Source organism: Bradyrhizobium sp. CCBAU 53351 (genome assembly GCF_015291745.1).
Classification (GTDB): Bacteria; Pseudomonadota; Alphaproteobacteria; order Rhizobiales; family Xanthobacteraceae; genus Bradyrhizobium.
The window spans coordinates 144490-167536 of sequence record NZ_CP030059.1; the positions used below are offsets into that span (position 1 = coordinate 144490).

The following is a 23047-nucleotide window of genomic DNA, read 5'->3' on the forward strand; positions in this document are numbered from 1 at the left end:
ACGCACTCTTTTCCGCAGGATTGGCTCCCATGGCATCGAATCTGGAAACTCTCGTCACGGTTTTCGGCGGATCGGGGTTTTTGGGCCGGAATGTCGTCCGTGCCTTGTGCAAGCGCGATTATCGGGTCCGGGTCGCGGTGCGGCGGCCGGAACTGGCGGGCTTCCTCCAGCCCTCCGGCAGGGTCGGGCAGGTCCACACCGTGCAGGCCAATCTGCGCTATCCGGCCTCGGTCGAGGCGGCGCTGCGTGATTCGCATGTCGTGATCAATCTGGTCGGCGTCCTCACTGAAGCCGGCGAGCAGACGTTCGACGCGGTCCAGGCCAGGGGTGCCGAGACGGTCGCCAAGGCGGCGGCCGCGGCAGGGGCCCGCCTGGTGCATGTCTCAGCGATCGGGGCCGACGCCGAATCGCCCGCGCGCTACGCCAGGGCCAAGGCGGCCGGCGAAGCCGCGGTCTTGGCCGCGGTGCCCTCGGCCACGATCTTCCGCCCGTCCATGATGTTCGGCCCCGAGGACCAGTTCACCAACCGCTTCGCCGCGCTGGCCCGGATCTCGCCGGTGCTGCCGCTGATCGGCGGCGAGACCAAGATGCAGCCGGCCTATGTCGGCGACGTCGCCACCGCGATCGCGGACGCCGTCGACGGCAAGGCCAAGGCGGGCGCCACCTACGAGCTCGGCGGGCCTGAAGTGCTGACCATGCGCGAGATCATCGAGGCCATCCTCGCCATCACCGATCGCGAGCGGATGCTGGTGCCGCTGCCGTTCGGCCTCGCCCGCTTCAAGGCCGCCTTCCTGCAATTCGCGCCGGGCGCATTCAAGCTGACGCCGGACCAGGTCACGCTGCTGGAGCGCGACAATGTCGTGTCCGACGCGGCGAAGGCCGCCGGCCTGACGCTGGAAGGGCTCGGCATCCAGGCCGATTCGCTGGAAGCGATCGCCCCGCAATATCTCTGGCGTTTCCGCGCCGCGGGCCAGTTCCAGCGCAAGAGCGCGTGAGGGGTCGCCAAGAACGTCGATGCCCGGCACAAGGCCGGGCATGACGAGCTTCGACGTCGCGACTGCCGTTACCTGAACTTCGCGCCTACCGGCCGAGCGCCAGCGCGATCAGGCCGAGCGTGCCGACGATGACGCGCCACCAGGCGAACACCACGAAGCCGTGCCGGGTGACGTATTCCAGGAACGTCTTGACCACGATGATCGCGGTGATGAACGACACCACGAAACCGATCGCGACGATGCCCATATGGTCCATCGTCATCTCGGAGCGGTTCTTGTAGAAGTCGTAGGCGAACGCGCCGATCATGGTGGGGATGGCGAGGAAGAACGAGAACTCCGCCGCCGCGCGCTTGTCGGCACCCAGGAACATCGCGGCGACGATGCTGGCGCCGGAACGCGACACGCCCGGGATCATCGCCACGCACTGCGCGATGCCGATATAGAGATACATCAGCAGCGGAAACCTCGTGGCGTCATGCTCGCGCGGCTTGAGATCGAGCTTGTCGACCCAGAGCAGGATGGCGCCGCCGACGATCAGCGTGAAACACACGACCCAGGGATTGAACAGCACGCTCTTGATGTATTTGCCTGCGACGAGCCCGACGATCACAGCGGGCAGGAACGCCACCAGCACGCCGAGCACGAAGCGGCGCGAATAGGTGTCGCCGGTGAAGAAGCCGATCACGACGTCCCAGAGCTTCTTGAAGTAGAGGCCGACGATGGCGAGGATCGCGCCGAGCTGGATCAGAACCGTAAACGAATCCCAGAACGCGCCTTCGCCGAGATGGAAGAAGCGCTCCGCGAGCAGCAGATGGCCGGTCGAGGATACGGGAAGGAACTCGGTCACGCCCTCGATGATGCCGAGGATCACTGCCCGTATTGCGTCTGACATATTTACGGTCCATTTCGGCTTGAAAAGCGGGGCTCTTCTCGCCTATTCGCCCCTATGCCGCAATCGCAAAATGCGACATCACGCCCTTGCCTCGCGGTTTTGAAGGACTAGTGTGGCGCTGCACAAACATTGATGGATTCTTAAGCACCATCAAATAGTCAAAGGCTTCATGTTTACGCTGTTTCATCATCCGTTCTGTCCGCATTCGCGCTTCATCCGCTTGATCGCGGGCGAGTACGGGCTCGACCTGAAGCTGGTCGAAGAGCGCAGCTGGGAACGGCGCGAGGCATTTCTGCTGCTCAACGCGGCGGGGACGACGCCCGTCATGGTCGACGACGAGCAGCCACCCGTCCCGGGCGCGGCGATCATCGCGGAATATGTCGACGAAGCCTATGGCGCCGAGATGGGACCCAAGCGCCTGATGCCGGAGACGATTTCCGAGCGCGTCGAGGTGCGCCGGCTGATGGCCTGGTTCAACGAAAAGTTCTTCGAGGAGGTCTCGCATCCCCTCGTCACCGAGCGCATCTACAAGCGCTTCATGAGCGAGGAGAACGGCGGCGGTGCGCCTTCCGCCGACGTGATGCGCGCCGCCAAGGCCAATGTGCGCTATCATCTGGCCTATATCGGCTGGCTGGCGCAGACGCGCAATTTCCTCGGCGGCGACCGGCTCACTTACGCGGACCTCGCCGCCGCGGCGCATCTTTCGGCGATCGACTATCTGGGCGACGTGCCATGGAGCGAGGACGATTCAGCAAAGGCGTGGTACGCGCGGGTGAAGTCCCGCCCGTCGTTCCGTCCGCTGCTGAGCGAATGGCTGGCCGGCGTGCCGGCATCGCGGACCTACGTGGACCTGGATTTCTGAGCTCCGATCCGACTGAACTGAAAACGGCGCTCGCACGCGAAGCGCGTGAGCTCGGCTTCGACTGCATCGGCGTTACCGCACCCGGCACGATCGAGAACGCCGGAAGATACTTCCTCGAGTTCATCGCATCCGGCGGCCATGGCGACATGGACTGGCTGGCCGCGCAGCCGGAGCGCCGCGTCGATCCACGCGGGCTGTGGAGCGACGTGCGGAGCGTGATCATGCTCGGCGTCAATTATGGTCCCGACTCCGATCCACTGGCGATCCTGAAGCAGCGCACGCGCGCAGCGATCTCGGTCTATGCGCAAGGCGACGATTATCACGACCTCATCAAGAAACGACTGAAGGCGCTGGCGCGCTGGCTGGTCGCGACCGCGCCGTCGGACGTGAAAGTGTTCGTCGACACCGCGGCGGTGATGGAGAAGCCGCTGGCGCAGACCGCGGGTCTCGGCTGGCAGGGCAAGCACACCAACCTCGTCTCGCGCGGGTTCGGCTCATGGCTGTTCCTCGGCGCGATCTACACAACGCTGGAGTTGTCGCGCGACGCCGCGGAGATCGATCATTGCGGCTCGTGCCAGGCCTGCCTCGACATCTGCCCGACCGCGGCATTCCCCGCGCCCTACAAGCTCGATGCGCGGCGCTGCATCTCCTATCTCACCATCGAGAACAAGGGGCCGATCCCGATCGAATTCCGCAAAGCCATCGGCAATCGCATCTATGGCTGCGACGACTGTCTCGCCGCCTGTCCATGGAACAAGTTCGCGCAGGAGGGACGCGAAGCGAAGCTCGCCGCGCGCGATGAGTTGCGCGCACCGTCACTTTCCGAGCTGGCGCGGCTCGACGACGCCGCGTTTCGCGCGCTGTTCACAAAGTCACCGGTGAAACGCATCGGCCGCGACCGCTTCTTGCGCAACGTGCTGATCGCGATCGGCAACTCCGGCGATACAGCGCTGGCGGGCGAGGTACGGCGATTGCTGGAGGACGCGAACCCGCTGGTGCGTGGGGCGGCGGTGTGGGCGCTGGGGGAGTTGGTGGAGCGCGAAGAGTTTGTTGCGTTGAGGCATGCTGCGTTGGACAAAGAATCCGACGAGAGTGTGCGTGAGGAGTGGCGCGTCGCCTCCTAATCCACCGCTGTCATGCCCCGGCTTGACCGGGGCATCCAGTACGCCGCGGCCTATCGAGTAAACCGCTGCCGTCTCGGAGTACTGGATCGCCCGATCAAGTCGGGCGATGACACCGCTTTTGTGGCCACGCCTCATCACCCTTGATTTCTCCACTCATTCCCGCAATCTCGCGCGCATGACAAACATGCCTTTCTTCACCCGCGACGGCGACACATTCCATCCGACGGAAGTCGCGAACGGTCCATGGGATCCGAAATCGCTGCATGGTCGCGTCATCGTCGGCCTGCTGGGCTTCGCCATCGAAGAGCGCCATTCCGGTCCCGACCTGGTGCCGGCGCGGCTCACCGTCGACATGTTTCGGCTGCCGACCATCGACAAGCCGATCGAGGTGACGACGCGCCTTGTGCGCGACGGGCTGCGCATCCGCGTGGTCGAGGCGGAATTCGTCTCCGGCGGCGTCAGCATGGCGCGCGCCTCCTGCCAGCTGCTGCGCAAGACGCAAAATCCCGACGGCAATGTCTGGTCGCCGCCGAACTGGGACGTGCCGAAGCCGTCAGACATTCCAAAACCTGCCGATCCCAGGCTCGGCATGAACGGCAAATGGACGACGCGCCCGATCGTCGGCCACATGGGCTCGCTCGGGCCGCGCCGGCTCTGGATGAGCGAGGTGCGCGAGCTCGTTGCCGGCGTCCCGATGACGCCGTTCGTCCACGTCGCCACCGGCGCCGATTTCGCAAGCCCCTTTGCCAATGCCGGCGACAAGGGTCTCGGCTACATCAACAGCGACGTGACGATCTATCTGCATCGCCTGCCGGTAACGGAGTGGATCGGTTTCGAGGTGGTGAACCATCAGGCGACCGACGGCGTCGCGATCGGCGAATGCTGGCTCTATGACGAAGCGGGCCCGATCGGCACCGCAACGGTCGCCGCGCTGGCGCAGCGCAAGCCGATGGCGAATCCGTCGAAGCGGTAGGGAGCGCGCGCCTTTCTCCGCTCGTCATTCCGGGATACGCCGTCAGGCGCAGACCCGGAATCCATCGGGCTACAGGCCCGGAGGAGAAATGGATTCCGGGTTCGCGCTTCGCGCGCCCCGGCATGACGGTCAGGTGAGATGCCGCTGCATCTCCGGCCGCTGCTTCAATTCCATGCCCTGCTTGGCGACGATCTTCGCGATTCTTTCCGGCGCGAACTTCAGATCGACGAACGCCGGCGCCGTGTTGGCGACCTCGTGATAGCTGACGATCTGCCCCTCACGAAGCGTCATGATCGCCACGCCCTCGAACATCGCACGCGCACCATTCGCTTCCGGCAGCGTCGAGCGATAGCTGAAGGTGTACCGCGCATAGAGCGTGGCGCCGTCAGTGACGGGGTCATGCATGTCCCAGCGAAAATCGGTCGCCGTGCGATAGAACCAGTCGTCGATCATCGCGGCGATCTTTTCGCGGCCTGCGAAGGCGCCGTAGAAGACGTCGTGATAGACGCCGTCCTCGGTGAAGAGCTCGGCAAAGGCGCGGCCGTTGCGTTGCTCGACGGCGTCGCAGAAAGCGCGCAGCATGGCGATGGTGGTCATCGTGTTATCCTCCCGGCGCTCTTCTTTCCCTCTCACCTTGTGGGAGAGGGGGGAACAGTTTCACCCGATCTCGGCCACCGCGGCAAGAATGCGCGCGATGTCTTGCGGGCGGGAGAGGCGGTGGTCGCCGTCCTGGATCATGGTCAGCACGACGTCGTCGGCCGGCAGACGGTGCGTCAGCGCGAAGGCGTGCTGCCAGGGCACATCCGGGTCCTGGGCGCCCTGCAGGATGCGAACCGGGCAGCCGAGATCGATGGCGCTGCCGAGCACGAGATGGTTGCGCCCCTCCTCGATCAGCTTCCGCGTGATCGGATAGGGCGAGCCGTCGCCATAGTCCGACGGCCGCATCCAGACGCCCTTGGTCTCGATCTCCTGCTTCGCAGCAGGCGAAAAATTCTTCCACATCAGCTCTTCGGTGAAATCGGGCGCCGGCGCGATCAGCACGAGCCCCGCAAGCGAGGCCTTGGCTTGTTGTTTCTCCTGCCGCTTCTTGATCTCGCGCGCGAGCAACAGCGCCATCCAGCCGCCCATGGAGGAGCCGATCAGAACCTGCGGCCCCTCGCAAAAGCGCCCGAACACCGCGACGCTGTCCTCGAGCCAACTGCCGATGGTTCCATCGGCGAAATCGCCGCCGGATTCGCCGTGACCGGAATAGTCGAACCGGACGATGGCGCGGCCGTGATCCCGGGCCCAGGCATCCAGTGCCAAGGCCTTGCCGCCCTGCATGTCCGACTTGAATCCGCCCAACCAGACCAGGCCAGGCCCCGAGACATGGTCCTTCCCGGCACGGCGGCGCACCGCGATCCTGCGTGCGGACGGCCCCTCGCCCACGTTGATGAAGTCGGGCACGGCATCGGGAATTGCTGAAGTCATGGAACGTTTACTCTGGCTGTGCGGTTTGAGCTGTCCGGGGTGCCTCCTGCGACGCAACCGGGATGCGGCTGCGCCCTTTGGGACGCTTGCGGAACAGACGCAAGGTGTCTATGTCGGTCAGCGTGCCCGGGCGTGGCCAAAATACCTCGCATTTGAGGGTTTTTCGCGTCCCGCACGAGCGACTTGCTTGCCGGCAACCGCGACTTCCTTCAAGATGGCCGCTTCTTTCACAACTTTGGAGAACCACCCATTCGCCGTCCTAATAAAGCTCCGCCCGCTGCCAGCAAAGACGGGCCGCGCATCAATGATGATATCCGCAATGCGCAGATCCAGCTGATCGACGCGGCCGGTGACAACAAAGGCACCGTCGAGACAGTTATGGCAATCCGCATGGCTCAGGAAGCCGGCATGGATCTTGTCGAGATCTCGCCGAACGTCAGCCCTCCCGTCTGCAAAATTATGGACTACGGGAAGTACAAGTATTCGGCACAGAAGAAAGCCGCCGAAGCCCGCAAGCGGCAGAAGACCGTCGAGATCAAGGAGATCAAGCTCCGCCCGATGATCGACGATCACGATTACGACGTGAAGATGCGCGCGATGCAGCGGTTCTTCGAAGAGGGCGACAAGGTCAAGATCACGCTGCGCTATCGCGGCCGCGAAATGGCGCACCAGGAGATCGGCACCAAGTTGCTGGACAAGATCAAGACCGACGTGGCCGAACTCGCCAAGGTCGAGCAGGACGCGCGATTCGAGGGCCGCCAGGTCGTCATGGTGCTGGCGCCACGCTGATTCCAGCACGTTAGGACGTTAAGAGGTTCAACGGCCCGTCCGGATTTCCGGCGGGCCGTTTTGTTTTGGCCAAGGTGCAGGCCGCGAGCGCTGCTGCACCTCGCTCGCTTGCGGGAGAGGGAGCGCACCGAGCGTCTGACGACAGCTAGGTCCGTGTCGCCTGCCAGGTGCCGCTGCAGGCGTCGCCGGAAATGACGCCCTTCCACGAGCCGGCGCCGTTGACCCCGGCGAGCCGGCCGCCACCGTTGGCATGCGACGCGCCGACCGAGACCTGGACCGCGACCGCGCCGCCGCGCCTGACCGTGCCGGAGACCCGGCCGCCGCCGGCGGACGAGACCCGGCTGCCCGTGACGGTGAAGGGCACGCTGTAGCCCGAGCTGCAATTGCCCCTCGTGGTGGCGAAGGTGACATTCCAGGTGCCGTCATAGCCGCCGGCACGGGCATCGGCGGTCGATGGCAGCGCGGCCGTGGCCAGCACAGCGAGCAGCGCCAGATGGCGCGGGCGGGCGAAACCGGTCAGAGACGAAAGCAATTGGGAAAAATGGGCCATTGTGGTCCTGCTCCAGGCGACAAACTTGGACATGAGGGCAGCATTTCCGGATAGTCGCGGGGCGGGTTCCGGTGGTTCATCGTTGCCAATTGGCTTGTCCTCTGCCATAAGCCCAGCCTTCATCGCCCGGCTGATTAAGGGCTGCCGTGGCGGTGTTTCGTGCGGGTTTCGCGCTTGTTCGTAAAACCTGAGCACAATCAACGCTCTAACGAGCATTTTTGACGGCCAGCCGCCTTCGCGGGCGGAACTCTGTGGCCATTAGGAGAGCCAAATGCCCAAGCTGAAGACCAAATCGGGCGCTAAAAAGCGCTTCAAGGTGACTGCCACCGGCAAAGTGATGCACGCCCAGCGCGGCAAGCGTCACGGCATGATCAAGCGGACGAAGAAGCAGATCCGTCAGCTCCGCGGCACCCGCGTGCTGTTCAAGACCGACGGCGACAACGTCAAGAAGTACTTCTTGCCGAACGCCTGATCGCGTCCCCGATCATTGCCAACCGTGCCGCATCTCGCGGCAATCCGATAACCAAAGTCATCTCTGAAGGATTTCGTCATGTCTCGCGTCAAACGCGGTGTGACCGCCCACGCCAAGCACAAGAAAGTCTACAAGGCCGCCAAGGGCTTCTACGGCCGCCGCAAGAACACCATCCGCGCCGCCAAGCCGGCGGTCGAGAAGGCGATGCAGTACGCCTTCCGTGACCGCAAGCGCAAGAAGCGGACGTTCCGCGCGCTCTGGATCCAGCGCATCAACGCTGCCGTCCGTCCGTTCGGCATGACCTACAGCCGGTTTATCGACGGCATGGCCAAGTCCGGGATCACCGTGGACCGCAAGGTGCTGTCGGATCTGGCGGTCAACGAGCCCGCCGCGTTCCAGGCGATCGCCGAGAAGGCCAAAGCCGCGCTGGCGGCCTGATACCGGCGCAAGCCGTCCTCCACTGTGCTCTGCGCAGCATTCAGCTTGTGATGGCCCCGGGCAGAGGCGCTTCTTGCGCCTTGATGCCCCGGCCGTCTCTCGCGCAAACACTTCTCCGACGTGGAAGCCCGGCGCATTTACGCGAAGACGCGCTTCGCGCTTCTGGGCCGGGCGTAACGGGCTAGGATCATCGGCTCAGCATCCTGGCCAAAAGGGATTGCCATGACCGATCTTGCCCAGCTCCAAGCCCAGATCATCGCCGACATCGCCGCCGCCGCCGACGAGGGCGCGCTCGAAGCCGTGCGCGTCGCAGCCCTCGGCAAGAAGGGTTCGATCTCCGCGCTGCTCGCAACGCTCGGCAAGATGTCGCCGGACGAGCGCAAGTCGCAAGGGGCCGCGATCAACCAGGCCAAGGACGAAGTCACCCAGGCGCTCGCGGCAAGGCGCGACGTCCTGAAATCGGCGGCGCTCGATGCGCGGCTGGCGTCCGAGACCGTCGACGTCACGCTGCCGCTGCGCGAGGCTCAGGCCGAAGCCGGCCGCATCCATCCGCTGAGCCAGGTCTGGGACGAGCTGACCACGATCTTCGCCGACATGGGATTCTCGGTGGCCGAAGGTCCTGACATCGAGACCGACGATTACAACTTCACCAAGCTGAATTTCCCGGAAGGCCATCCCGCGCGCGAGATGCACGACACGTTCTTCTTCCATCCGAAGGAGGACGGCTCGCGCATGCTGCTGCGGACCCACACCTCGCCGGTGCAGGTGCGCACCATGCTGAGCCAGAAGCCGCCGATCCGCGTGATCTGCCCGGGCCGTACCTACCGCATCGATTCGGACGCGACCCACACGCCGCAATTCCACCAGGTCGAAGGCCTCGTCATCGACAAGACCTCGCATCTCGGCCACCTCAAATGGATCCTGCACGAATTCTGCAAGGCGTTCTTCGAGGTCGACCACATCAACATGCGCTTCCGGCCCTCGTTCTTCCCGTTCACCGAGCCGTCGCTGGAAGTCGACATCCAGTGCCGCCGCGACAAGGGCGAGATCCGCTTCGGCGAGGGCGAGGACTGGCTCGAGATCCTCGGCTGCGGCATGGTGCATCCGAACGTGCTGCGCGCCTGCGGCATCGATCCCGACGAGTACCAGGGCTTCGCCTGGGGCATGGGCATCGACCGCATCGCCATGCTGAAATACGGCATCGCCGATTTGCGCCAGCTGTTCGACAGCGACGTCCGCTGGCTGAGCCATTACGGGTTCAAGCCGCTGGAGGTGCCGACGCTGGCTGGGGGGTTGAGCACGTGATGGCTGTGATTGGCCATACGAAAGCTCTCTCCGTTCCCTCCCCCCTTGTGGGGGAGGGTCAGGGAGGGGGGTAGCCGCGGATGCCGCACGCAGTTGTGAGCGAGCGTCAGCGCAGCAAGGCGAAGGATCTTCGCCGAGCGATGACGCGCGCCGAAACACTGCTGTGGCGTTACTTGAAAGCTAACCGCATGGATGGCGTTGGGATCCGTCGCCAGACGCCGATCGGAAACTACATCGCTGACTTCGTGTGCTTCTCCTCAAAGCTCATCATCGAACTCGATGGAGAATCCCACAATTTCGAGGAACGTCAGAAGAAGGACGAGCGTCGTGACGCGTTCTTCGCAGCTGAGGGCTTTCAGGTCCTGCGCTTCAACAACGATCAGGTGATGACGAACCTTGAGGGAGTTGTTGAGGCAATTCGCCAGGCAGCTTCCGCCGGAGCCCGCGGCTCACCCCCCTCCCTGACCCTCCCCCACAAGGGGGGAGGGAACACTGGCACCGACCAAGATCAATTCGTAAACACCGACAAGAGCCGAGGCACACAGCCATGAAATTCACCCTCTCCTGGCTGAAGGATCATCTCGAGACTGACGAGCCGCTCGACAGGCTTGCCGAGAAGCTCACCATGATCGGACTCGAGGTCGAGAACATCGAGGACAAGGCGAAGGCGCTCAAGCCCTTCACCATTGCGAAGGTGATTTCCGCCGAGCAGCATCCGAATGCGGATCGTTTACGCGTCTGCATGGTCGACACCGGCGACGGTGGCGCGCCGGTGCAGGTCGTGTGCGGCGCGCCGAATGCGCGTGCGGGTCTGGTCAGCGTGTTCTCTCCGCCCGGCACCTACATCCCCGGCAAGGACATCACGCTGGGCGTCGGCACCATCAGAGGCGTCGAGAGCCGCGGCATGCTGTGCTCGGCGGCCGAGCTGCAGATCTCCAACGATCATGACGGCATCATGGAATTGCCGGCGGATGCGCCGATCGGCGCAGGTTACGCCGAATGGGCGGCGCTCGGCGATCCCGTGGTCGAGATCAATTTGACGCCGAACCGGCAGGACTGCACCGGCGTGCACGGCATCGCGCGCGACCTCGCCGCCGCCGACATGGGCAAGTTCAAGGACCCGACCATCAAGCCGATCAAGGGCGAATTCCCCTGTCCTGTGAAAGTCACGGTTGAGGACACCTCGCTCTGTCCGGGCTTCGCGCTTCGCCTCGTGCGCGGAGTCAAGAACGGGCCGTCGCCGGAATGGCTGCAGAAGCGGCTGACGGCGATCGGCCTGCGTCCGATCAACGCGCTGGTCGACATCACCAACTTCATGACCTACGACCGCGCGCGTCCGCTGCACGTGTTCGACGCCAAGAAGGTGAAGGGCAATCTCGTCGTACGCCGCGCGCGCGAGGGCGAGAGCCTGCTGGCGCTCGACGGCCGCACCTACAATCTCGATCCCGCGATTTGCGTGATCGCGGACGAGCATGGCGTCGAATCGCTGGCCGGCATCATGGGCGGCGAGGCCTCGGGCTGCGACGAGACCACCACCGACGTGCTGATCGAATCGGCGCTGTGGAACGAGATCAACATCGCGCAGACCGGCCGCAAGCTCGGCATCAATTCCGATGCGCGCTACCGTTTCGAGCGCGGCGTCGATCCGGCCTTCATGGTGCCCGGCCTGGAGCTTGCGACGAAACTCGTGACGGAGATGTGCGGCGGCGCGCCGTCCGAGACCGTCGTGGTCGGCAAATCCTTCGGCGACGACCGCGTGATCGATTTCCCGGTCACCGAGGTGAAGCGTCTCTCCGGCATCGACGTGCCGCAAGCAGAGATGAAGCGCATCCTGACCCATCTCGGCTTCATGATGGCCGGCCCGGGGCCGGTCGTGAAGGTCGCTGTGCCGTCCTGGCGCTCCGACGTGCACGGCAAGGCCGACATCGTCGAGGAGATTGTCCGCATCTTCGGCGTCGACAAGGTCCCGATGACGCCGTTCGAGCGCGGCGAGGACGCGCGCAAGCCGGTGCTGACGCCGCTCCAGCTGCGCACGCGCCGGGCCAAGCGCGCGCTCGCGGGCCGCGGCATGGTGGAGGCGGTGACCTGGTCCTTCATCACCAAGAGCGCGGCACAGTTGTTCGGCGGCGGCCAGCGCGAGCTCGAGGTCGCCAACCCGATCGCGTCGGATCTCTCCGACATGCGCCCGACGCTGCTTGCGGGCCTGATCGCGGCGGCACAGGCGAACGCCAACCGCGGCGTGAACGATGTCGCGCTGTTCGAGGTCGGCCAGGTGTTCAAGGGCGATCGCCCGCAGGACCAGTTCATGGCCGCGAGCGGCGTCCGCCACGGCATTGCTTCGTCCGAAGGCCTGGGACGGCACTGGACCGGCTCGGCGCAGGCCGATGTGTTCGACGCCAAGGCTGATGCGCTGGCGGTGCTGGCAGCAAGCGGCGCGCCGATGCAGGCGCTGCAGATCGTGTCCGGTGGACCGTCCTGGCTGCATCCGGGCCGCTCCGGCACCATCCAGATCGGGCCGCAGAACGTGCTCGGATATTTCGGCGAGGTGCATCCGCGCGCGCTCGAAGCGCTCGGCGCCGACGGCCCGCTTGTCGTGTTCGAGGTGATCCTGGACCGTATCCCGGAAGCGAAGAAGAAGCCGACCCGCGCCAAGCCGCTGATCGAACTCTCGGCGTTCCAGCCGGTATCGCGCGACTTCGCCTTCATCGTCGATCGCACCGTGAAGACGGGCGACATCGTGCGCGCCGCGCAGGGTGTCGACAAGAAGCTCATCACCGGCGTCAACGTCTTCGACGTCTATGAGGGCAAGGGCATCGACGAGGCCAAGAAATCGATCGCGATCGCGGTGACGCTCCAGCCGCGCGAGAAGACCCTGACCGATCAGGAGATCGACGCCGTCGCGGCGAAGATCGTCGCCGAGGTCACGAAGAAGACCGGCGGCACGCTCCGCGGATGACGCTCGCTGATTTCCTCCCCAAGGACGTCAGCCTCACCATCGCGATGGCGCTCTGCGCCGTCGCTTTCGTTTCGGGCACCGCCCGCGGCTTCTCCGGCTTCGGTTCGGCGCTGATCTTCATGCCGCTCGCGAGCAGCATCGCGGCGCCGCGGCTCGTTGCGGCGCTCCTGCTCGTCATCGATTTCGTCTCGGCGGCGCCGCTGCTGCCGGACGCGTGGCGGAAGGCTGACCGCAAGGCCACCGCCGTGATCGTGCTGGGCGCGCTGGTCGGCGTCCCCGTCGGCACCTATTTCCTCAGCGTGCTCGAGCCCGTCACCACGCGCTGGATCATCTCCTGCTTCGTCACCGCGCTCCTGCTTCTGCTGCTGTCGGGCTGGCGCTATCGCGGCAAGGACCATTCCTGGCTCTCGGTCGGCATCGGCGGGCTCTCCGGCTTCTGCAGCGGCCTCGCGCAGACCGGCGGCCCGCCGATCGTCGGCTATTGGCTCGGCCGACCGATCGCGCCGATCGTCGCGCGCGCCAACATCGTGCTGTTCTTCGGCGCCTCTGATTTCTTCTCGATGATCAGTTACGCGACCACGGGCCTGATCAGCCGCGAATCGCTGGTGCTCTCGCTGATCGTCGGCCCGGTCTATGCGATCGGCGTCGCGTTCGGCGCCTCGCTGTTCGGGCGCGCGAGCGAGAAGGTGTTTCGCGGGATTTGCTACGGACTGATTGCGTTGGCGGTGATTTTTGGATTACCGGCGCTGGACGGGGTGTTGCGCCGATAATCTCCGCTGTTTTGAGGCGGAGTGCCCTATTGCCGCGGCACTCGCCGCTTCTTGGTCGATTGCGTCGGCACATCCGCCGGGTCGTCCTTGAGCGCGCCGATCTTGCGCAGGGCGGCATCCGCGGCACGCTCGCCACTTTCCCAGGCGCCGTCGACGGTGCCCCACAACGTCTCATGGGTGGCTTCGCCGGCGAGGAACACATTGCCGATCGGCTCGGTCAGAATTTTTCGCGAGAGCTGACCGCCGGGTGACGCCGCCGACATCGCGCCCATCACGTAGGGCGAGGCGTTCCAGCGCGTGACGCTGGTCTTCTGCACGGCGGCCGCCGCCTCGCTGCCAAACAGCTTCGTGATCCATTCCCTGGCAAAGGCGACCATGGCCTTCTCGCCCTGCTCGGACAGTTCGCGGCCGAACGCGCCGCCGACATCGATGGAGCAGAGCGAGGATCCCCCGATATTGGCGAACATCAGCGCCGTGCGTGTCGAATTGCTCTGCTCGATCAGGCTGTCGTCGCGCGACAGGCCGAGCGGATTGCCCGGCAATTGCAGCATGATGCGATCATAGCTGCCGAGACCGAGTTTCGACGCCGCGTCCAGCGTGCGCTTGGGAATGTCAGGCGCGAACTTGATCGCGCCAGATGTCAGCACGTTGGTCGAGACCGTGACGATGACGGCGCGCGCGGCGATCTTGCCCGCTTGCGTCTCCACACCAACGTCGCGGCTGCTCCAGGCTATGCGGCTCACCGGGCTCGACAGCGCCACCGGCGCCTGCTCGCCGAGCCTGGTGATCAGCGTGCCCAAGCCCTGACGGCAGGCGATCGCCGCGTTGCGGTCCTGCGCGCGGCCCTTGTCGATCGCGGACAGCTCCTTCAGATCCTTGCCGGCGAAGCTCGCGCCCAGCATGAACTCGGCCGCGCCCGCCCAGTCGCCGAGATCCTTCGGCAGCACGGACGCGCAGGAAGTATCGAGCTTGCCCCGCGCCGCCTCGTCGATGGCGCGGTTGGCGCGCACCAGCGCCGCCAGGAACTGCTCGGTTTCGCCCGCACGCGCGTTGCGGCGGCCGATACGCATCTTCTGGCCGGACGGCGCCGGCAGCACGTCGAGCCCGGCGCTGCGCGCCAGCCGGATCATCGGATTAGTGTCGGGATTGTGCATCCAGCGCGCACCGCGGTCGAACGGCGTGTCGAAGGTCGTGCTGTCGGTGATACAGCGGCCGCCAATTTGCGATGCCGCTTCCACCACGACGACCTTGCGGCCCGTCGCCATGATGCGCCGCGCCGCGGCGATGCCCGCAGCCCCCGCCCCGACCACGACGATGTCGGCCTCGCGCGGCAAGGGCGCGGCGCTTGCGCGCAGGACCGGCATCGCGGCAAGGCCCGCCGACGCGACAAGGAAACCGCGGCGCGTGATTGTCATGTCATGGTTTCCGAGGACTTGCGGCAAACGGGAACAGTCAGCGAACCTTGCCGCATCTGATGTTGCACGGCAACCATCATGGTGAATCAATCGTGCTTGACCTCACGGATTGATGAACCGAATGGCAACACGTTTCGACCATGATAGAGAAGGGAAAAAGACGGCCGGAAAAGGCCGTGGGGGGAGCTTGAAATGGGGACGGTCCTAGATTCAGTCGGCAAGTTGATTGCCGCGTACCTCTCCAAGGAGGTGCCCGGCTATGAGCCGTTCACGCCAAGCGACCCCGAGCACCTGCGCGGCGTCATCGAGCCCGGCGACGTGCTGCTGGTCGAGGGCAACAACCGCATCTCCGGCATCATCAAATATCTGACCCAGTCGACCTGGTCGCATGCCGCGCTCTATGTCGGTCCGGTCGAAGGCGCCGCGGAGCCCGATGGCGAGCCGCACGTGCTGATCGAGGCCAATATCGGCGAAGGCGTCACCTCGGCGCCGCTGTCGAAATATTTTCCGTATCACACCCGCGTCTGCCGCCCGGTCGGGCTGTCCTATGAGGATCGCACCACGGTCTGCCGCTATGCGATCAACCGCATCGGCTTCGGCTACGACACCAAGAACATCGTCGACCTCATGCGCTTCCTGTTTCCGCTGCCGGTGCCGCAGCGCTGGCGGCGTCGCATGATCGCGATCGGCTCGGGCGATCCGACCAAGATCATCTGCTCGGCACTGATCGCGCAGGCCTTCGACGCCGTGCGCTACCCGATCCTGCCCAAGATCACCAAGGCCGGCAGCCGCGCCGCCCGCCGCGAGATCCTGCACATCCGCGATTCCTCGCTCTACATGCCCCGCGACTTCGACATCTCGCCCTATTTCGAAGTCGTCAAACCCACCATCGTGCACGGGTTCGACTACACCGCCCTGCACTGGGCCGACAAGCAGAAGCCGCTCGAGGAGGTAGCGGGCACATTCAGTGTGTTTCCAGAAACGATCAGTGCGCCGCCGCTCGTTCCTGAAGCGATTGACCAAGAGGCGCCGGATGAGATTCCGGCTGAGCAAGTGAGTGCGGATGTTGCAGTGGCCGGAAGCGTCACTGCTTCCGAGCATGTTCCGCTGCTGAAGAAGCTGGCGATGTACCGCCCGCGTCGGCGTGGCCGCGCAAGAGAGAAAGCGGCATAGCCGCTGCGGCCCTTCCGTTCGCAGGCACGACACCGAGTGTGTTGCGGGACTTCTCCTCACGGACCGTTATTGCGATGGGCGTAGCGACGAAGCTGCGCTCGCGACAACGGTGAAAACCTACCGCTCCGCCCGTCCGATCACCGCCATCAGCTCCGCGATCTTCTCGCGCTGGTCGGTCTTGTCGCCGCTCGCGATGGCGTGCTCGACGCAATGGGCGACGTGATCCTTCAGGACTTCCTCCTCGACCCGGCGCAGCGCGGCACGCACCGCCGAGATCTGCGTCACGATGTCGATGCAGTAGCGGTCCTCCTCTACCATTTTCGAGAGGCCGCGAACCTGGCCCTCGATCCGGCCCAGGCGTTTTCCGACAGATGCCTTGATGTCCTTGCGCATGAGGTCTATATACCCCTACCGGGTATGGGTTGCAAGCCCGGATACGGGACCAGGCACAAGGGCCGGAGCATGGCAATGAACAACAACGAGCACGGGCATCATCACGACACGAACAAGCCTTCCGGATGCGGTTGTTCGAGCAAGGCGGCGCCGGCCGCCAAGCCCGCGACCTCCTCGTGCTGCGGGGGTCACGGCGATCATTCCGGCCATGCCCATCATCACACCCATGACCGCGGTGACGCCTTGACGGGGGTCAAGGACCCCGTCTGCGGCATGAGCGTCGATCCCGCGACCTCGAAGCACCGCTTTGACCATCACGGCGAGACCTTCCATTTCTGCTCGGCCGGCTGTCGCACCAAGTTCGCCGCCGATCCCGCCAAATATCTCGCCAAGGAGAAGGCGCCCGAACCCGAGATGCCCGCGGGCACGATCTACACCTGCCCGATGCACCCCGAGATCCGCCAGGTCGGTCCCGGCAGTTGCCCGATCTGCGGCATGGCGCTGGAGCCGGAAGTCGCGAGCCTGGAGAGCGGACCCAACCCCGAGCTCGCCGACATGACACGCCGGTTCTGGATCGGCGGCGCGCTGGCGCTGCCGGCCGTGGTGCTGGAGATGGGCGGCCATCTCACGGGTCCGCACAACTGGATCGACGCGACGCTCTCGAACTGGATCCAGCTCGTCTTCGCCACGCCGGTGGTGCTGTGGGCCGGCTGGCCGTTCTTCGTCCGCGGCTGGCAATCGCTGCTGACGCGCAACCTCAACATGTTCACGCTGATCGCGATGGGCACGGGCGTTGCCTATGTCTACAGCGTCCTCGGCACCGTCACGCCGCAGATCTTCCCTGCGACGTTCCGTGGCCATGAAGGCGCGGTTGCCGTCTATTTCGAGGCGGCCGCCGTCATCACCGTGCTGGTGCTGCTCGGCCAGGTGCTGGAGCTGCGCGCGCGTGACGCGACCTCGGGCGCGATCAAGGCGCTGCTGCAGCTCGCGCCGAAGACCGCGCGCCGCGTCGATGCCGATGGCAGCGAGCACGAGGTCGAGATCGATACGCTTCATGCCGGCGACCGCTTGCGCGTTCGTCCCGGCGAGAAGGTGCCGGTCGACGGCATCATCCTGGAGGGGCGCTCCTCGCTCGACGAATCCCTGGTGACGGGCGAGTCCATGCCGGTCACCAAGGAAGCCGGCGCCAAGGTCATTGCCGGCACGCTGAACCAGTCGGGCAGCTTCGTGATGCGCGCCGACAAGGTCGGCCGCGAGACGCTGCTGTCGCAGATCGTGCAGATGGTCGCGGACGCGCAGCGCTCGCGCGCGCCGATCCAGCGCCTCGCCGATCAGGTCGCCGGCTGGTTCGTTCCCACCGTGATCGTCGTCGCTCTCGTCGCGTTCGGCGCATGGGCCTGGTTCGGACCGGAGCCGCGGCTGGCCTTCGGCCTCGTCGCGGCCGTCAGCGTGCTGATCATCGCCTGCCCCTGCGCGCTGGGCCTTGCGACCCCGATGTCGATCATGGTCGGCGTCGGCCGCGGCGCGCAGGGCGGCGTGCTGATCAAGAACGCCGAAGCGCTGGAGCGGATGGAGAAGATCGACACGCTGGTGGTCGACAAGACGGGCACGCTGACCGAGGGCAAGCCCAAGGTTGTCGCGATCGTGCCGGCCGCCGGCTTTGCGGAAGATGACATCCTGCGGCTCGCGGCCAGCGTCGAGCGCGCCAGCGAGCATCCTTTGGCTGACGCGATCATGCGCGCGGCCAAGGAGAAGCAGCTCGCGCTCGGCCAGGTCGAGCACTTCGACTCGCCAACCGGCAAGGGCGCCACCGGCAAGGTCGACGGCAAGACCATCGCGCTCGGCAACGCCAGATATCTCGCCTCGATCGGAATCGACACGATAGCGCTCGACGCCGAGGCCGAGCGGCTGCGCCAGGACGGCGCGACCGTGATCAACATGGCCGTCGACGGTGCGCTTGCCGGCCTGTTCGCGATCGCCGATCCGGTCAAGGCCTCGACCCCGGAGGCGCTGAAGGCGCTGGCGGACGAAGGCATCAAGGTGATCATGCTGACCGGCGACAACCGCACCACGGCGGAAGCGGTGGCGCGCCGGCTCGGCATCTCCGAGGTCGAAGCCGAGGTGCTGCCGGACCAGAAGAGCGCGGTGGTGAGCAAGCTGCAAAAGGCCGGCCGCGTCGTCGCCATGGCCGGCGACGGCGTCAACGACGCGCCGGCGCTGGCCGCCGCCGAAGTCGGCATTGCCATGGGCACCGGCACGGATGTCGCGATGGAGAGCGCCGGCGTGACACTGCTCAAGGGCGATCTCGTCGGCATCGTCCGCGCGCGAAAACTGTCGCAGGCGACCATGAGCAACATCCGGCAAAACCTGTTCTTCGCCTTCATCTACAATGCCGCCGGCATCCCGATTGCGGCCGGCATCCTCTATCCGGCGTTCGGCCTGTTGCTCTCGCCGATCATCGCCGCGGCGGCGATGGCCCTGTCCTCGGTGAGCGTGGTCGGGAACGCGCTGCGGCTGCGCGCGACGCGGCTGTAGGGATGGCGGCGTAGCCCGGATGGAGCGCAAGCGAAATCCGGGGGCCTGCCCTCTTATTGGCACCGTCCCGGATTGCGCTTCGCTCCATCCCGGCTACGGTTCAGGGGGACACAGGCGGGAGCATCTGATGCAGCGAATTACGATCACGATCGAGGACGATCTGCTGGCGGAGATCGACGCGGCGGCAGAGGCGCGCGGCTACCAGAATCGCTCCGAGATCATCCGCGACCTCGCCCGCGCCGGCCTGCAGCAGAGCACCGAGGACACCGCGCAAACAGGCCAATGCGTCGCCGGCCTCGTCTATGTCTACGACCACGCCGCCCGCGATCTGTCGAAACGACTGGTGCAGGAATTTCACGGCCATCACGACCTCGCGCTGGCGACCCTGCACGTCCATCTCGACGACGACAATTGCATGGAGATGACGGCGCTGAAGGGCGCTGCCGACGAGGTCAAGCATTTCGCCGACCACATCATCGCCGAACGCGGCGTGCGCTATGGCCGCGTCGTGATGATCCCGACCGGGGAGCGGAAGCCGGCGAAGGCGCGGAAGCACGGGCACCGGCATGGGTAGACCGGAACGAGTGTGCGGGCAGTGCAAACCCTCTCCCCCTTGTGGGAGAGGGTGGCTTGCCGCGTAGCGGCGAGGCGGGTGAGAGGTATCTATCTGCGATTCCAATTCTCATTTGGACTCGCGGATAGATACCCCTCATCCGGCGCTTCGCGCCACCTTCTCCCACAAGGGGGAGAAGGGAAGCAGCCGCTCTCCCTTGCCGAAGCCGCAATCGGTGTCTACCTCTCGCGAGTGATTTCGTGAAAGGGTCTCCCATGCTGGATGCCGCCGTGAAGGCGCTGTCGCAAATGATGTCGCCGCCGATGCGCTCGATCCTGTGGCGGTCGATTGGGCTCGCGCTGGTGCTGATCATCGTGCTGGCGATCGGCTTGCAGCGGCTGCTCAGCTGGTTTGCGACCTCCGGCGAGGTCTGGCTGGAAGGCCTGCTCGGGCCGGGCTGGCATACGTCACTCGACGTCCTGTCCTGGATCGTCTCGATCGCGGCGGGCCTCGGCGTCGTGTTCGGCGGCATCTTCCTGATGCCCGCGATCACCTCGCTGGTGGCGAGCCTGTTCGTCGACGACGTCGCCGATGTCGTGGAGCGCGAGCATTATCCGGCCGAGCAGCCGGGTCTCGCGCTACCCTTCAACCAGGCGATCTTCGAAGGCATCAAGACCGCGCTGCTGACGATCTTGGTCTACCTGATCGCGCTGCCGCTGGTGCTGTTCGCCGGCGCCGGATTCCTGATCTTCTTCCTCGCCGCGGCCTGGCTGCTCGGCCGTGAATATTTCGAGCTCGCGGCGATGCGCTTCCGTTCGCCGGAGGAAGCCAAGGCGATGCGGCGCGACAATGCCGCGACCATCTTCACCGCCGGCCTGTTCATCGCCGCCTTCGTCTCGATCCCGATCGTCAATCTGGCGACGCCGATCTTCGGCATGGCCTTCATGGTCCACATGCACAAGCGGCTGTCAGGCCCGCGGCCGGAGCTGATCGAACCGGCGCGGCAGATGCGCTAACGGCGCCGTCTCAGACCGTCTTCTCCGGCCACCGGCAGAGATCGTTGATCAGGCAGACCTCGCAGCGCGGCTTGCGCGCGAGGCAGGTATAGCGGCCGTGCAGGATCAGCCAATGATGGGCGTGCAGCATGAACTCGGCCGGGATGACCTTCTCGAGACCGAGCTCGACCTCCAGCGGCGTCTTGCCGGGCGCCAGGGCAGTGCGGTTGCCGACGCGGAAGACATGCGTGTCGACCGCCATGGTGTGCTCGCCGAAGGCCATGTTGAGCACGACGTTGGCGGTCTTGCGGCCGGCGCCGGGCAGCGACTCGATCTCGGCGCGGGTGCGCGGCACCTCGCCGCCGAACTCGCTGAGCAGCTTTGCCGACAGCGCGATCACGTTTTTCGCCTTGGTGCGGTAGAGGCCGATGGTCTTGATGTAGTCGCGCAAGCGCTCCTCGCCGAGGTCGAGCATCTTCTGCGGGGTATCGGCGATTTCGAACAAGGCGCGCGTCGCCTTGTTGACGCCGGCATCGGTCGCCTGCGCCGACAGCACCACGGCGACCAGCAGCGTGAACGGATTGACGTGCTCGAGCTCGCCCTTCGGTTCCGAGTTGGCCTTGCGGAAACGGCTGAAGACCTCGCGGACCTCGGCGGGCGTCCAGGGTCTGATCGCTTTGAGTGATTTTTTCGCTGGAGCCGTTTTCTCGCCGGGCTTGGGCTTCGCGACAGCGGCCCTTGCCTTTTTCGGCGCGGCGGCCTTGCGCGGGACCGGCTTGCGGGTGATTTTCGCCATGATCGGGATATACTGACGGACGATGAGCACAGGCAACGAAATTGAGCGCAGCGATCGTGATCCGCGCGACGTGCAGATCTTCTCCGCGCTGCTGACGCCGCACCGCTCGCTGAACCGCACCGGCTTCCTCGCCGTGATGCTGTTCGTGAGCGCGGTCAGCTTCGTCACCGGCCTCGTCTTCCTGATGATGGGCGCCTGGCCGGTGTTCGGTTTCTTCGGCCTCGACGTTCTCGTGATCTGGTGGGCCTTCAAGGCCAATTTCCGCGCCGCGCGGGCCAGCGAGGAGATCGTGATCACGCCTTCGGAGCTGCGCGTGCGCCGCGTCAGTCACCGCGGTCAGGTTGCCGAATGGACGTTCAACCCGCTCTGGGTCCGGCTCGACCAGGAGATCGACGAGGAATACGGCATCGAACATCTCTATCTGATCTCTCGCGGCAGCCGGCTGCGTATCGCCGGCTTTCTCGGACCGGAGGAAAAGACAAGTTTTTACAATGCCTTGGTCGGCGCCCTGAATGCCGCCCGACGCGGCCCGACCTATAATCCGGTGACTTGAACGTAGTCAGGAATCGGGTGGTTTCCGACCCGCCCCTCTCCTACATTTCCGGTCATGATGACACTCGCCATACATGACCAGCGCCTGACCAAGCCGGGCCCCCAACACGCCGCGTTGCGCGACTATGATTCGGTGCGCCGGGCGATCGCCTTCATCTCGGAGAACTGGCGCGCGCAGCCGACCATCGAGGCGATGGCCGATGCGGCCGGCGTCACGCCGGATGAGCTGCACCATCTGTTCCGCCGCTGGGCCTCGATCACACCAAAGGCCTTCATGCAGGCGCTGACGCTCGACCACGCCAAGGGCCTGCTGCGGGACTCCGCGAGCATTCTCGACGCCGCGCTCGATTCCGGCCTGTCGGGCCCGGGCCGGCTGCACGATCTCTTCGTCACGCATGAAGCGATGTCGCCGGGCGAATGGAAGAACGGCGGCGCCGGCCTCACCTTGCGCTACGGCTTTCATCCCTCCCCGTTCGGCACGGCGATCGTGATCGCCACCGATCGCGGCCTGTCGGGGCTTGCCTTCGCCGACCACGGCGACGAGAAGATCGCGCTCGCCGACATGACGCGGCGCTGGCCGAATGCCACCTATGTCGAAGACCACGAAGGCACGGCGCCGCTCGCGGCGCGCATCTTCGACACCAGGCTGTGGCGGCCGGACCAGCCGCTGCGCGTGGTGATGATCGGCACCGATTTCGAGGTGCGGGTGTGGGAGACGCTCTTGAAGATCCCGATGGGCCGCGCGGTGTCCTATTCGGACATCGCCTGCAACATCAACAGTCCGAAGGCCTCGCGCGCCGTCGGCGCCGCGGTCGGCAAGAACCCGGTCTCGTTCGTCGTGCCCTGCCACCGCGCGCTCGGCAAGAGCGGCACGCTCACCGGCTATCATTGGGGCATCACGCGCAAGCAGGCGATGCTGGGCTGGGAAGCCGGGCAGCTCGGGATGCAGCGGAATTCGTAGGGTGGGTTAGCCGTAGGCGTAACCCACCTCTTATGCTTCCGCGGCGGCAGAGATGGTGGGTTACGCCAGCGATTGCGC

The 23047-nt window shown here is 65.4% G+C and carries 24 protein-coding genes; 17 read left to right on the plus strand and 7 right to left on the minus strand.

Annotation, left to right across the window (positions count from 1 at the left end; translation table 11 throughout):
* Nucleotides 1-29 precede the first annotated feature (29 nt).
* On the plus strand, nucleotides 30-995 hold the full coding sequence (locus XH83_RS00675) for a complex I NDUFA9 subunit family protein (protein WP_194405208.1): 966 nt from the start codon (nucleotides 30-32) through the stop codon (nucleotides 993-995).
* Nucleotides 996-1080: 85 nt separating this feature from the next.
* Here XH83_RS00675 and XH83_RS00680 read toward each other — a convergent pair whose 3' ends face one another.
* Nucleotides 1081-1887 (minus strand): undecaprenyl-diphosphate phosphatase, encoded by an 807-nt coding sequence (locus tag XH83_RS00680; protein ID WP_028139439.1) that lies wholly within the window; start codon nucleotides 1885-1887, stop codon nucleotides 1081-1083.
* A gap of 169 nt (nucleotides 1888-2056) precedes the next feature.
* Between XH83_RS00680 and XH83_RS00685 the strand changes: the two genes are divergently transcribed.
* The 3 genes from XH83_RS00685 to XH83_RS00695 all read left to right on the plus strand — a co-directional run bounded on the left by XH83_RS00685 (nucleotide 2057) and on the right by XH83_RS00695 (nucleotide 4846).
* Nucleotides 2057-2749 (plus strand): glutathione S-transferase family protein, encoded by a 693-nt coding sequence (locus tag XH83_RS00685; RefSeq protein WP_194405209.1) that lies wholly within the window; start codon nucleotides 2057-2059, stop codon nucleotides 2747-2749.
* Entirely contained in the window at nucleotides 2698-3873 is a 1176-nt protein-coding gene (gene queG / locus XH83_RS00690) for a tRNA epoxyqueuosine(34) reductase QueG (protein ID WP_194405210.1), read from the plus strand. The genes XH83_RS00685 and queG overlap by 52 nt, the downstream gene beginning before the upstream one ends.
* 175 nt (nucleotides 3874-4048) lie before the next feature.
* The gene (locus XH83_RS00695) at nucleotides 4049-4846 is read left to right on the plus strand and encodes an acyl-CoA thioesterase domain-containing protein (RefSeq protein WP_194405211.1); all 798 of its coding nucleotides are present in this window, start codon (nucleotides 4049-4051) and stop codon (nucleotides 4844-4846) included.
* A gap of 129 nt (nucleotides 4847-4975) precedes the next feature.
* Here XH83_RS00695 and XH83_RS00700 read toward each other — a convergent pair whose 3' ends face one another.
* Together XH83_RS00700 and XH83_RS00705 are read right to left on the minus strand one after the other, a co-directional pair.
* Nucleotides 4976-5443, minus strand: a complete 468-nt coding sequence (locus tag XH83_RS00700) for a nuclear transport factor 2 family protein (protein WP_194405212.1) — start codon at nucleotides 5441-5443, stop codon at nucleotides 4976-4978.
* A gap of 60 nt (nucleotides 5444-5503) precedes the next feature.
* Nucleotides 5504-6316, minus strand: a complete 813-nt coding sequence (locus XH83_RS00705; RefSeq protein ID WP_194405213.1) for a carboxylesterase — start codon at nucleotides 6314-6316, stop codon at nucleotides 5504-5506.
* A 249-nt stretch (nucleotides 6317-6565) separates the two neighbouring features.
* On the opposite strand from XH83_RS00705, the gene infC reads away from it, so the two are divergent.
* Nucleotides 6566-7105: a translation initiation factor IF-3 gene (infC, locus tag XH83_RS00710; protein ID WP_080672213.1), complete on the plus strand. Its 540-nt coding sequence runs from the start codon at nucleotides 6566-6568 to the stop codon at nucleotides 7103-7105.
* Between the two features lie 145 nt (nucleotides 7106-7250).
* Here infC and XH83_RS00715 read toward each other — a convergent pair whose 3' ends face one another.
* Nucleotides 7251-7655, minus strand: coding sequence for a hypothetical protein (locus XH83_RS00715; protein ID WP_194405214.1), 405 nt, complete (start codon nucleotides 7653-7655; stop codon nucleotides 7251-7253).
* A gap of 271 nt (nucleotides 7656-7926) precedes the next feature.
* On the opposite strand from XH83_RS00715, the gene rpmI reads away from it, so the two are divergent.
* The 6 genes from rpmI to XH83_RS00745 all read left to right on the plus strand — a co-directional run bounded on the left by rpmI (nucleotide 7927) and on the right by XH83_RS00745 (nucleotide 13596).
* A complete protein-coding gene (rpmI, locus tag XH83_RS00720) occupies nucleotides 7927-8127 on the plus strand; it encodes a 50S ribosomal protein L35 (RefSeq protein WP_008539890.1) in 201 nt (66 codons plus the stop codon).
* Nucleotides 8128-8205: 78 nt separating this feature from the next.
* The gene (rplT, locus tag XH83_RS00725) at nucleotides 8206-8565 is read left to right on the plus strand and encodes a 50S ribosomal protein L20 (RefSeq protein WP_194405215.1); all 360 of its coding nucleotides are present in this window, start codon (nucleotides 8206-8208) and stop codon (nucleotides 8563-8565) included.
* A 222-nt stretch (nucleotides 8566-8787) separates the two neighbouring features.
* Complete coding sequence (pheS, locus tag XH83_RS00730; protein WP_194405216.1) at nucleotides 8788-9870, plus strand: phenylalanine--tRNA ligase subunit alpha; 1083 nt, start codon at nucleotides 8788-8790, stop codon at nucleotides 9868-9870.
* Nucleotides 9871-9950: 80 nt separating this feature from the next.
* A complete protein-coding gene (locus XH83_RS00735) occupies nucleotides 9951-10421 on the plus strand; it encodes an endonuclease domain-containing protein (RefSeq protein ID WP_194405217.1) in 471 nt (156 codons plus the stop codon).
* The gene (pheT, locus tag XH83_RS00740; RefSeq protein WP_194405218.1) at nucleotides 10418-12826 is read left to right on the plus strand and encodes a phenylalanine--tRNA ligase subunit beta; all 2409 of its coding nucleotides are present in this window, start codon (nucleotides 10418-10420) and stop codon (nucleotides 12824-12826) included. Before XH83_RS00735 ends, pheT begins: the two co-directional genes overlap by 4 nt.
* On the plus strand, nucleotides 12823-13596 hold the full coding sequence (locus XH83_RS00745) for a sulfite exporter TauE/SafE family protein (RefSeq protein WP_194405219.1): 774 nt from the start codon (nucleotides 12823-12825) through the stop codon (nucleotides 13594-13596). Before pheT ends, XH83_RS00745 begins: the two co-directional genes overlap by 4 nt.
* Before the next feature lie 26 nt (nucleotides 13597-13622).
* On the opposite strand, the gene XH83_RS00750 is transcribed toward XH83_RS00745, so the two are convergent.
* Nucleotides 13623-15011 carry an NAD(P)/FAD-dependent oxidoreductase gene (locus XH83_RS00750; RefSeq protein ID WP_194405220.1) on the minus strand — a complete coding sequence of 463 codons (1389 nt, stop codon included), beginning with the start codon at nucleotides 15009-15011 and terminating at the stop codon, nucleotides 13623-13625.
* Nucleotides 15012-15203: 192 nt separating this feature from the next.
* Between XH83_RS00750 and XH83_RS00755 the strand changes: the two genes are divergently transcribed.
* Entirely contained in the window at nucleotides 15204-16184 is a 981-nt protein-coding gene (locus XH83_RS00755) for a YiiX/YebB-like N1pC/P60 family cysteine hydrolase (RefSeq protein WP_194405221.1), read from the plus strand.
* A 117-nt stretch (nucleotides 16185-16301) separates the two neighbouring features.
* Here the strand turns inward: XH83_RS00755 and XH83_RS00760 are convergent, their stop codons facing one another.
* Nucleotides 16302-16577 carry a metal-sensitive transcriptional regulator gene (locus XH83_RS00760; RefSeq protein WP_194405222.1) on the minus strand — a complete coding sequence of 92 codons (276 nt, stop codon included), beginning with the start codon at nucleotides 16575-16577 and terminating at the stop codon, nucleotides 16302-16304.
* 75 nt (nucleotides 16578-16652) lie between these two features.
* Between XH83_RS00760 and XH83_RS00765 the strand changes: the two genes are divergently transcribed.
* The 3 genes from XH83_RS00765 (at nucleotide 16653) to XH83_RS00775 (ending at nucleotide 20681) form a co-directional block, all read left to right on the plus strand.
* A complete protein-coding gene (locus XH83_RS00765; protein WP_194405223.1) occupies nucleotides 16653-19112 on the plus strand; it encodes a heavy metal translocating P-type ATPase in 2460 nt (819 codons plus the stop codon).
* Nucleotides 19113-19239: 127 nt separating this feature from the next.
* A complete protein-coding gene (gene nikR / locus XH83_RS00770) occupies nucleotides 19240-19686 on the plus strand; it encodes a nickel-responsive transcriptional regulator NikR (RefSeq protein ID WP_194405224.1) in 447 nt (148 codons plus the stop codon).
* A 254-nt stretch (nucleotides 19687-19940) separates the two neighbouring features.
* Nucleotides 19941-20681, plus strand: a complete 741-nt coding sequence (locus XH83_RS00775) for a sulfate transporter family protein (RefSeq protein ID WP_194408119.1) — start codon at nucleotides 19941-19943, stop codon at nucleotides 20679-20681.
* 10 nt (nucleotides 20682-20691) lie between these two features.
* On the opposite strand, the gene nth is transcribed toward XH83_RS00775, so the two are convergent.
* Nucleotides 20692-21456: an endonuclease III gene (nth, locus tag XH83_RS00780; protein ID WP_194405225.1), complete on the minus strand. Its 765-nt coding sequence runs from the start codon at nucleotides 21454-21456 to the stop codon at nucleotides 20692-20694.
* Nucleotides 21457-21478: 22 nt separating this feature from the next.
* Between nth and XH83_RS00785 the strand changes: the two genes are divergently transcribed.
* On the plus strand, nucleotides 21479-22009 hold the full coding sequence (locus tag XH83_RS00785; RefSeq protein ID WP_194405226.1) for a DUF2244 domain-containing protein: 531 nt from the start codon (nucleotides 21479-21481) through the stop codon (nucleotides 22007-22009).
* Nucleotides 22010-22063: 54 nt separating this feature from the next.
* The gene (locus tag XH83_RS00790) at nucleotides 22064-22969 is read left to right on the plus strand and encodes a bifunctional helix-turn-helix domain-containing protein/methylated-DNA--[protein]-cysteine S-methyltransferase (protein WP_194405227.1); all 906 of its coding nucleotides are present in this window, start codon (nucleotides 22064-22066) and stop codon (nucleotides 22967-22969) included.
* Nucleotides 22970-23047: the final 78 nt, after the last annotated feature.

Excerpts from the sequence above, each read along its gene's own strand:
- XH83_RS00675 (WP_194405208.1), top strand. The coding sequence starts at position 30 with ATGGCATCGAATCTGGAAACTCTCGTCACGGTTTTCGGCGGATCGGGG.
- XH83_RS00680 (WP_028139439.1), bottom strand. The coding sequence starts at position 1,887 with ATGTCAGACGCAATACGGGCAGTGATCCTCGGCATCATCGAGGGCGTG.
- XH83_RS00685 (WP_194405209.1), top strand. The coding sequence starts at position 2,057 with ATGTTTACGCTGTTTCATCATCCGTTCTGTCCGCATTCGCGCTTCATC.
- queG (WP_194405210.1), top strand. The coding sequence starts at position 2,698 with ATGGCTGGCCGGCGTGCCGGCATCGCGGACCTACGTGGACCTGGATTT.
- XH83_RS00695 (WP_194405211.1), top strand. The coding sequence starts at position 4,049 with ATGACAAACATGCCTTTCTTCACCCGCGACGGCGACACATTCCATCCG.
- XH83_RS00700 (WP_194405212.1), bottom strand. The coding sequence starts at position 5,443 with ATGACCACCATCGCCATGCTGCGCGCTTTCTGCGACGCCGTCGAGCAA.
- XH83_RS00705 (WP_194405213.1), bottom strand. The coding sequence starts at position 6,316 with ATGACTTCAGCAATTCCCGATGCCGTGCCCGACTTCATCAACGTGGGC.
- XH83_RS00715 (WP_194405214.1), bottom strand. The coding sequence starts at position 7,655 with ATGGCCCATTTTTCCCAATTGCTTTCGTCTCTGACCGGTTTCGCCCGC.
- rpmI (WP_008539890.1), top strand. The coding sequence starts at position 7,927 with ATGCCCAAGCTGAAGACCAAATCGGGCGCTAAAAAGCGCTTCAAGGTG.
- rplT (WP_194405215.1), top strand. The coding sequence starts at position 8,206 with ATGTCTCGCGTCAAACGCGGTGTGACCGCCCACGCCAAGCACAAGAAA.
- pheS (WP_194405216.1), top strand. The coding sequence starts at position 8,788 with ATGACCGATCTTGCCCAGCTCCAAGCCCAGATCATCGCCGACATCGCC.
- XH83_RS00735 (WP_194405217.1), top strand. The coding sequence starts at position 9,951 with ATGCCGCACGCAGTTGTGAGCGAGCGTCAGCGCAGCAAGGCGAAGGAT.
- pheT (WP_194405218.1), top strand. The coding sequence starts at position 10,418 with ATGAAATTCACCCTCTCCTGGCTGAAGGATCATCTCGAGACTGACGAG.
- XH83_RS00745 (WP_194405219.1), top strand. The coding sequence starts at position 12,823 with ATGACGCTCGCTGATTTCCTCCCCAAGGACGTCAGCCTCACCATCGCG.
- XH83_RS00750 (WP_194405220.1), bottom strand. The coding sequence starts at position 15,011 with ATGACAATCACGCGCCGCGGTTTCCTTGTCGCGTCGGCGGGCCTTGCC.
- XH83_RS00755 (WP_194405221.1), top strand. The coding sequence starts at position 15,204 with ATGGGGACGGTCCTAGATTCAGTCGGCAAGTTGATTGCCGCGTACCTC.
- XH83_RS00760 (WP_194405222.1), bottom strand. The coding sequence starts at position 16,577 with ATGCGCAAGGACATCAAGGCATCTGTCGGAAAACGCCTGGGCCGGATC.
- XH83_RS00765 (WP_194405223.1), top strand. The coding sequence starts at position 16,653 with ATGAACAACAACGAGCACGGGCATCATCACGACACGAACAAGCCTTCC.
- nikR (WP_194405224.1), top strand. The coding sequence starts at position 19,240 with ATGCAGCGAATTACGATCACGATCGAGGACGATCTGCTGGCGGAGATC.
- XH83_RS00775 (WP_194408119.1), top strand. The coding sequence starts at position 19,941 with ATGCTGGATGCCGCCGTGAAGGCGCTGTCGCAAATGATGTCGCCGCCG.
- nth (WP_194405225.1), bottom strand. The coding sequence starts at position 21,456 with ATGGCGAAAATCACCCGCAAGCCGGTCCCGCGCAAGGCCGCCGCGCCG.
- XH83_RS00785 (WP_194405226.1), top strand. The coding sequence starts at position 21,479 with ATGAGCACAGGCAACGAAATTGAGCGCAGCGATCGTGATCCGCGCGAC.
- XH83_RS00790 (WP_194405227.1), top strand. The coding sequence starts at position 22,064 with ATGATGACACTCGCCATACATGACCAGCGCCTGACCAAGCCGGGCCCC.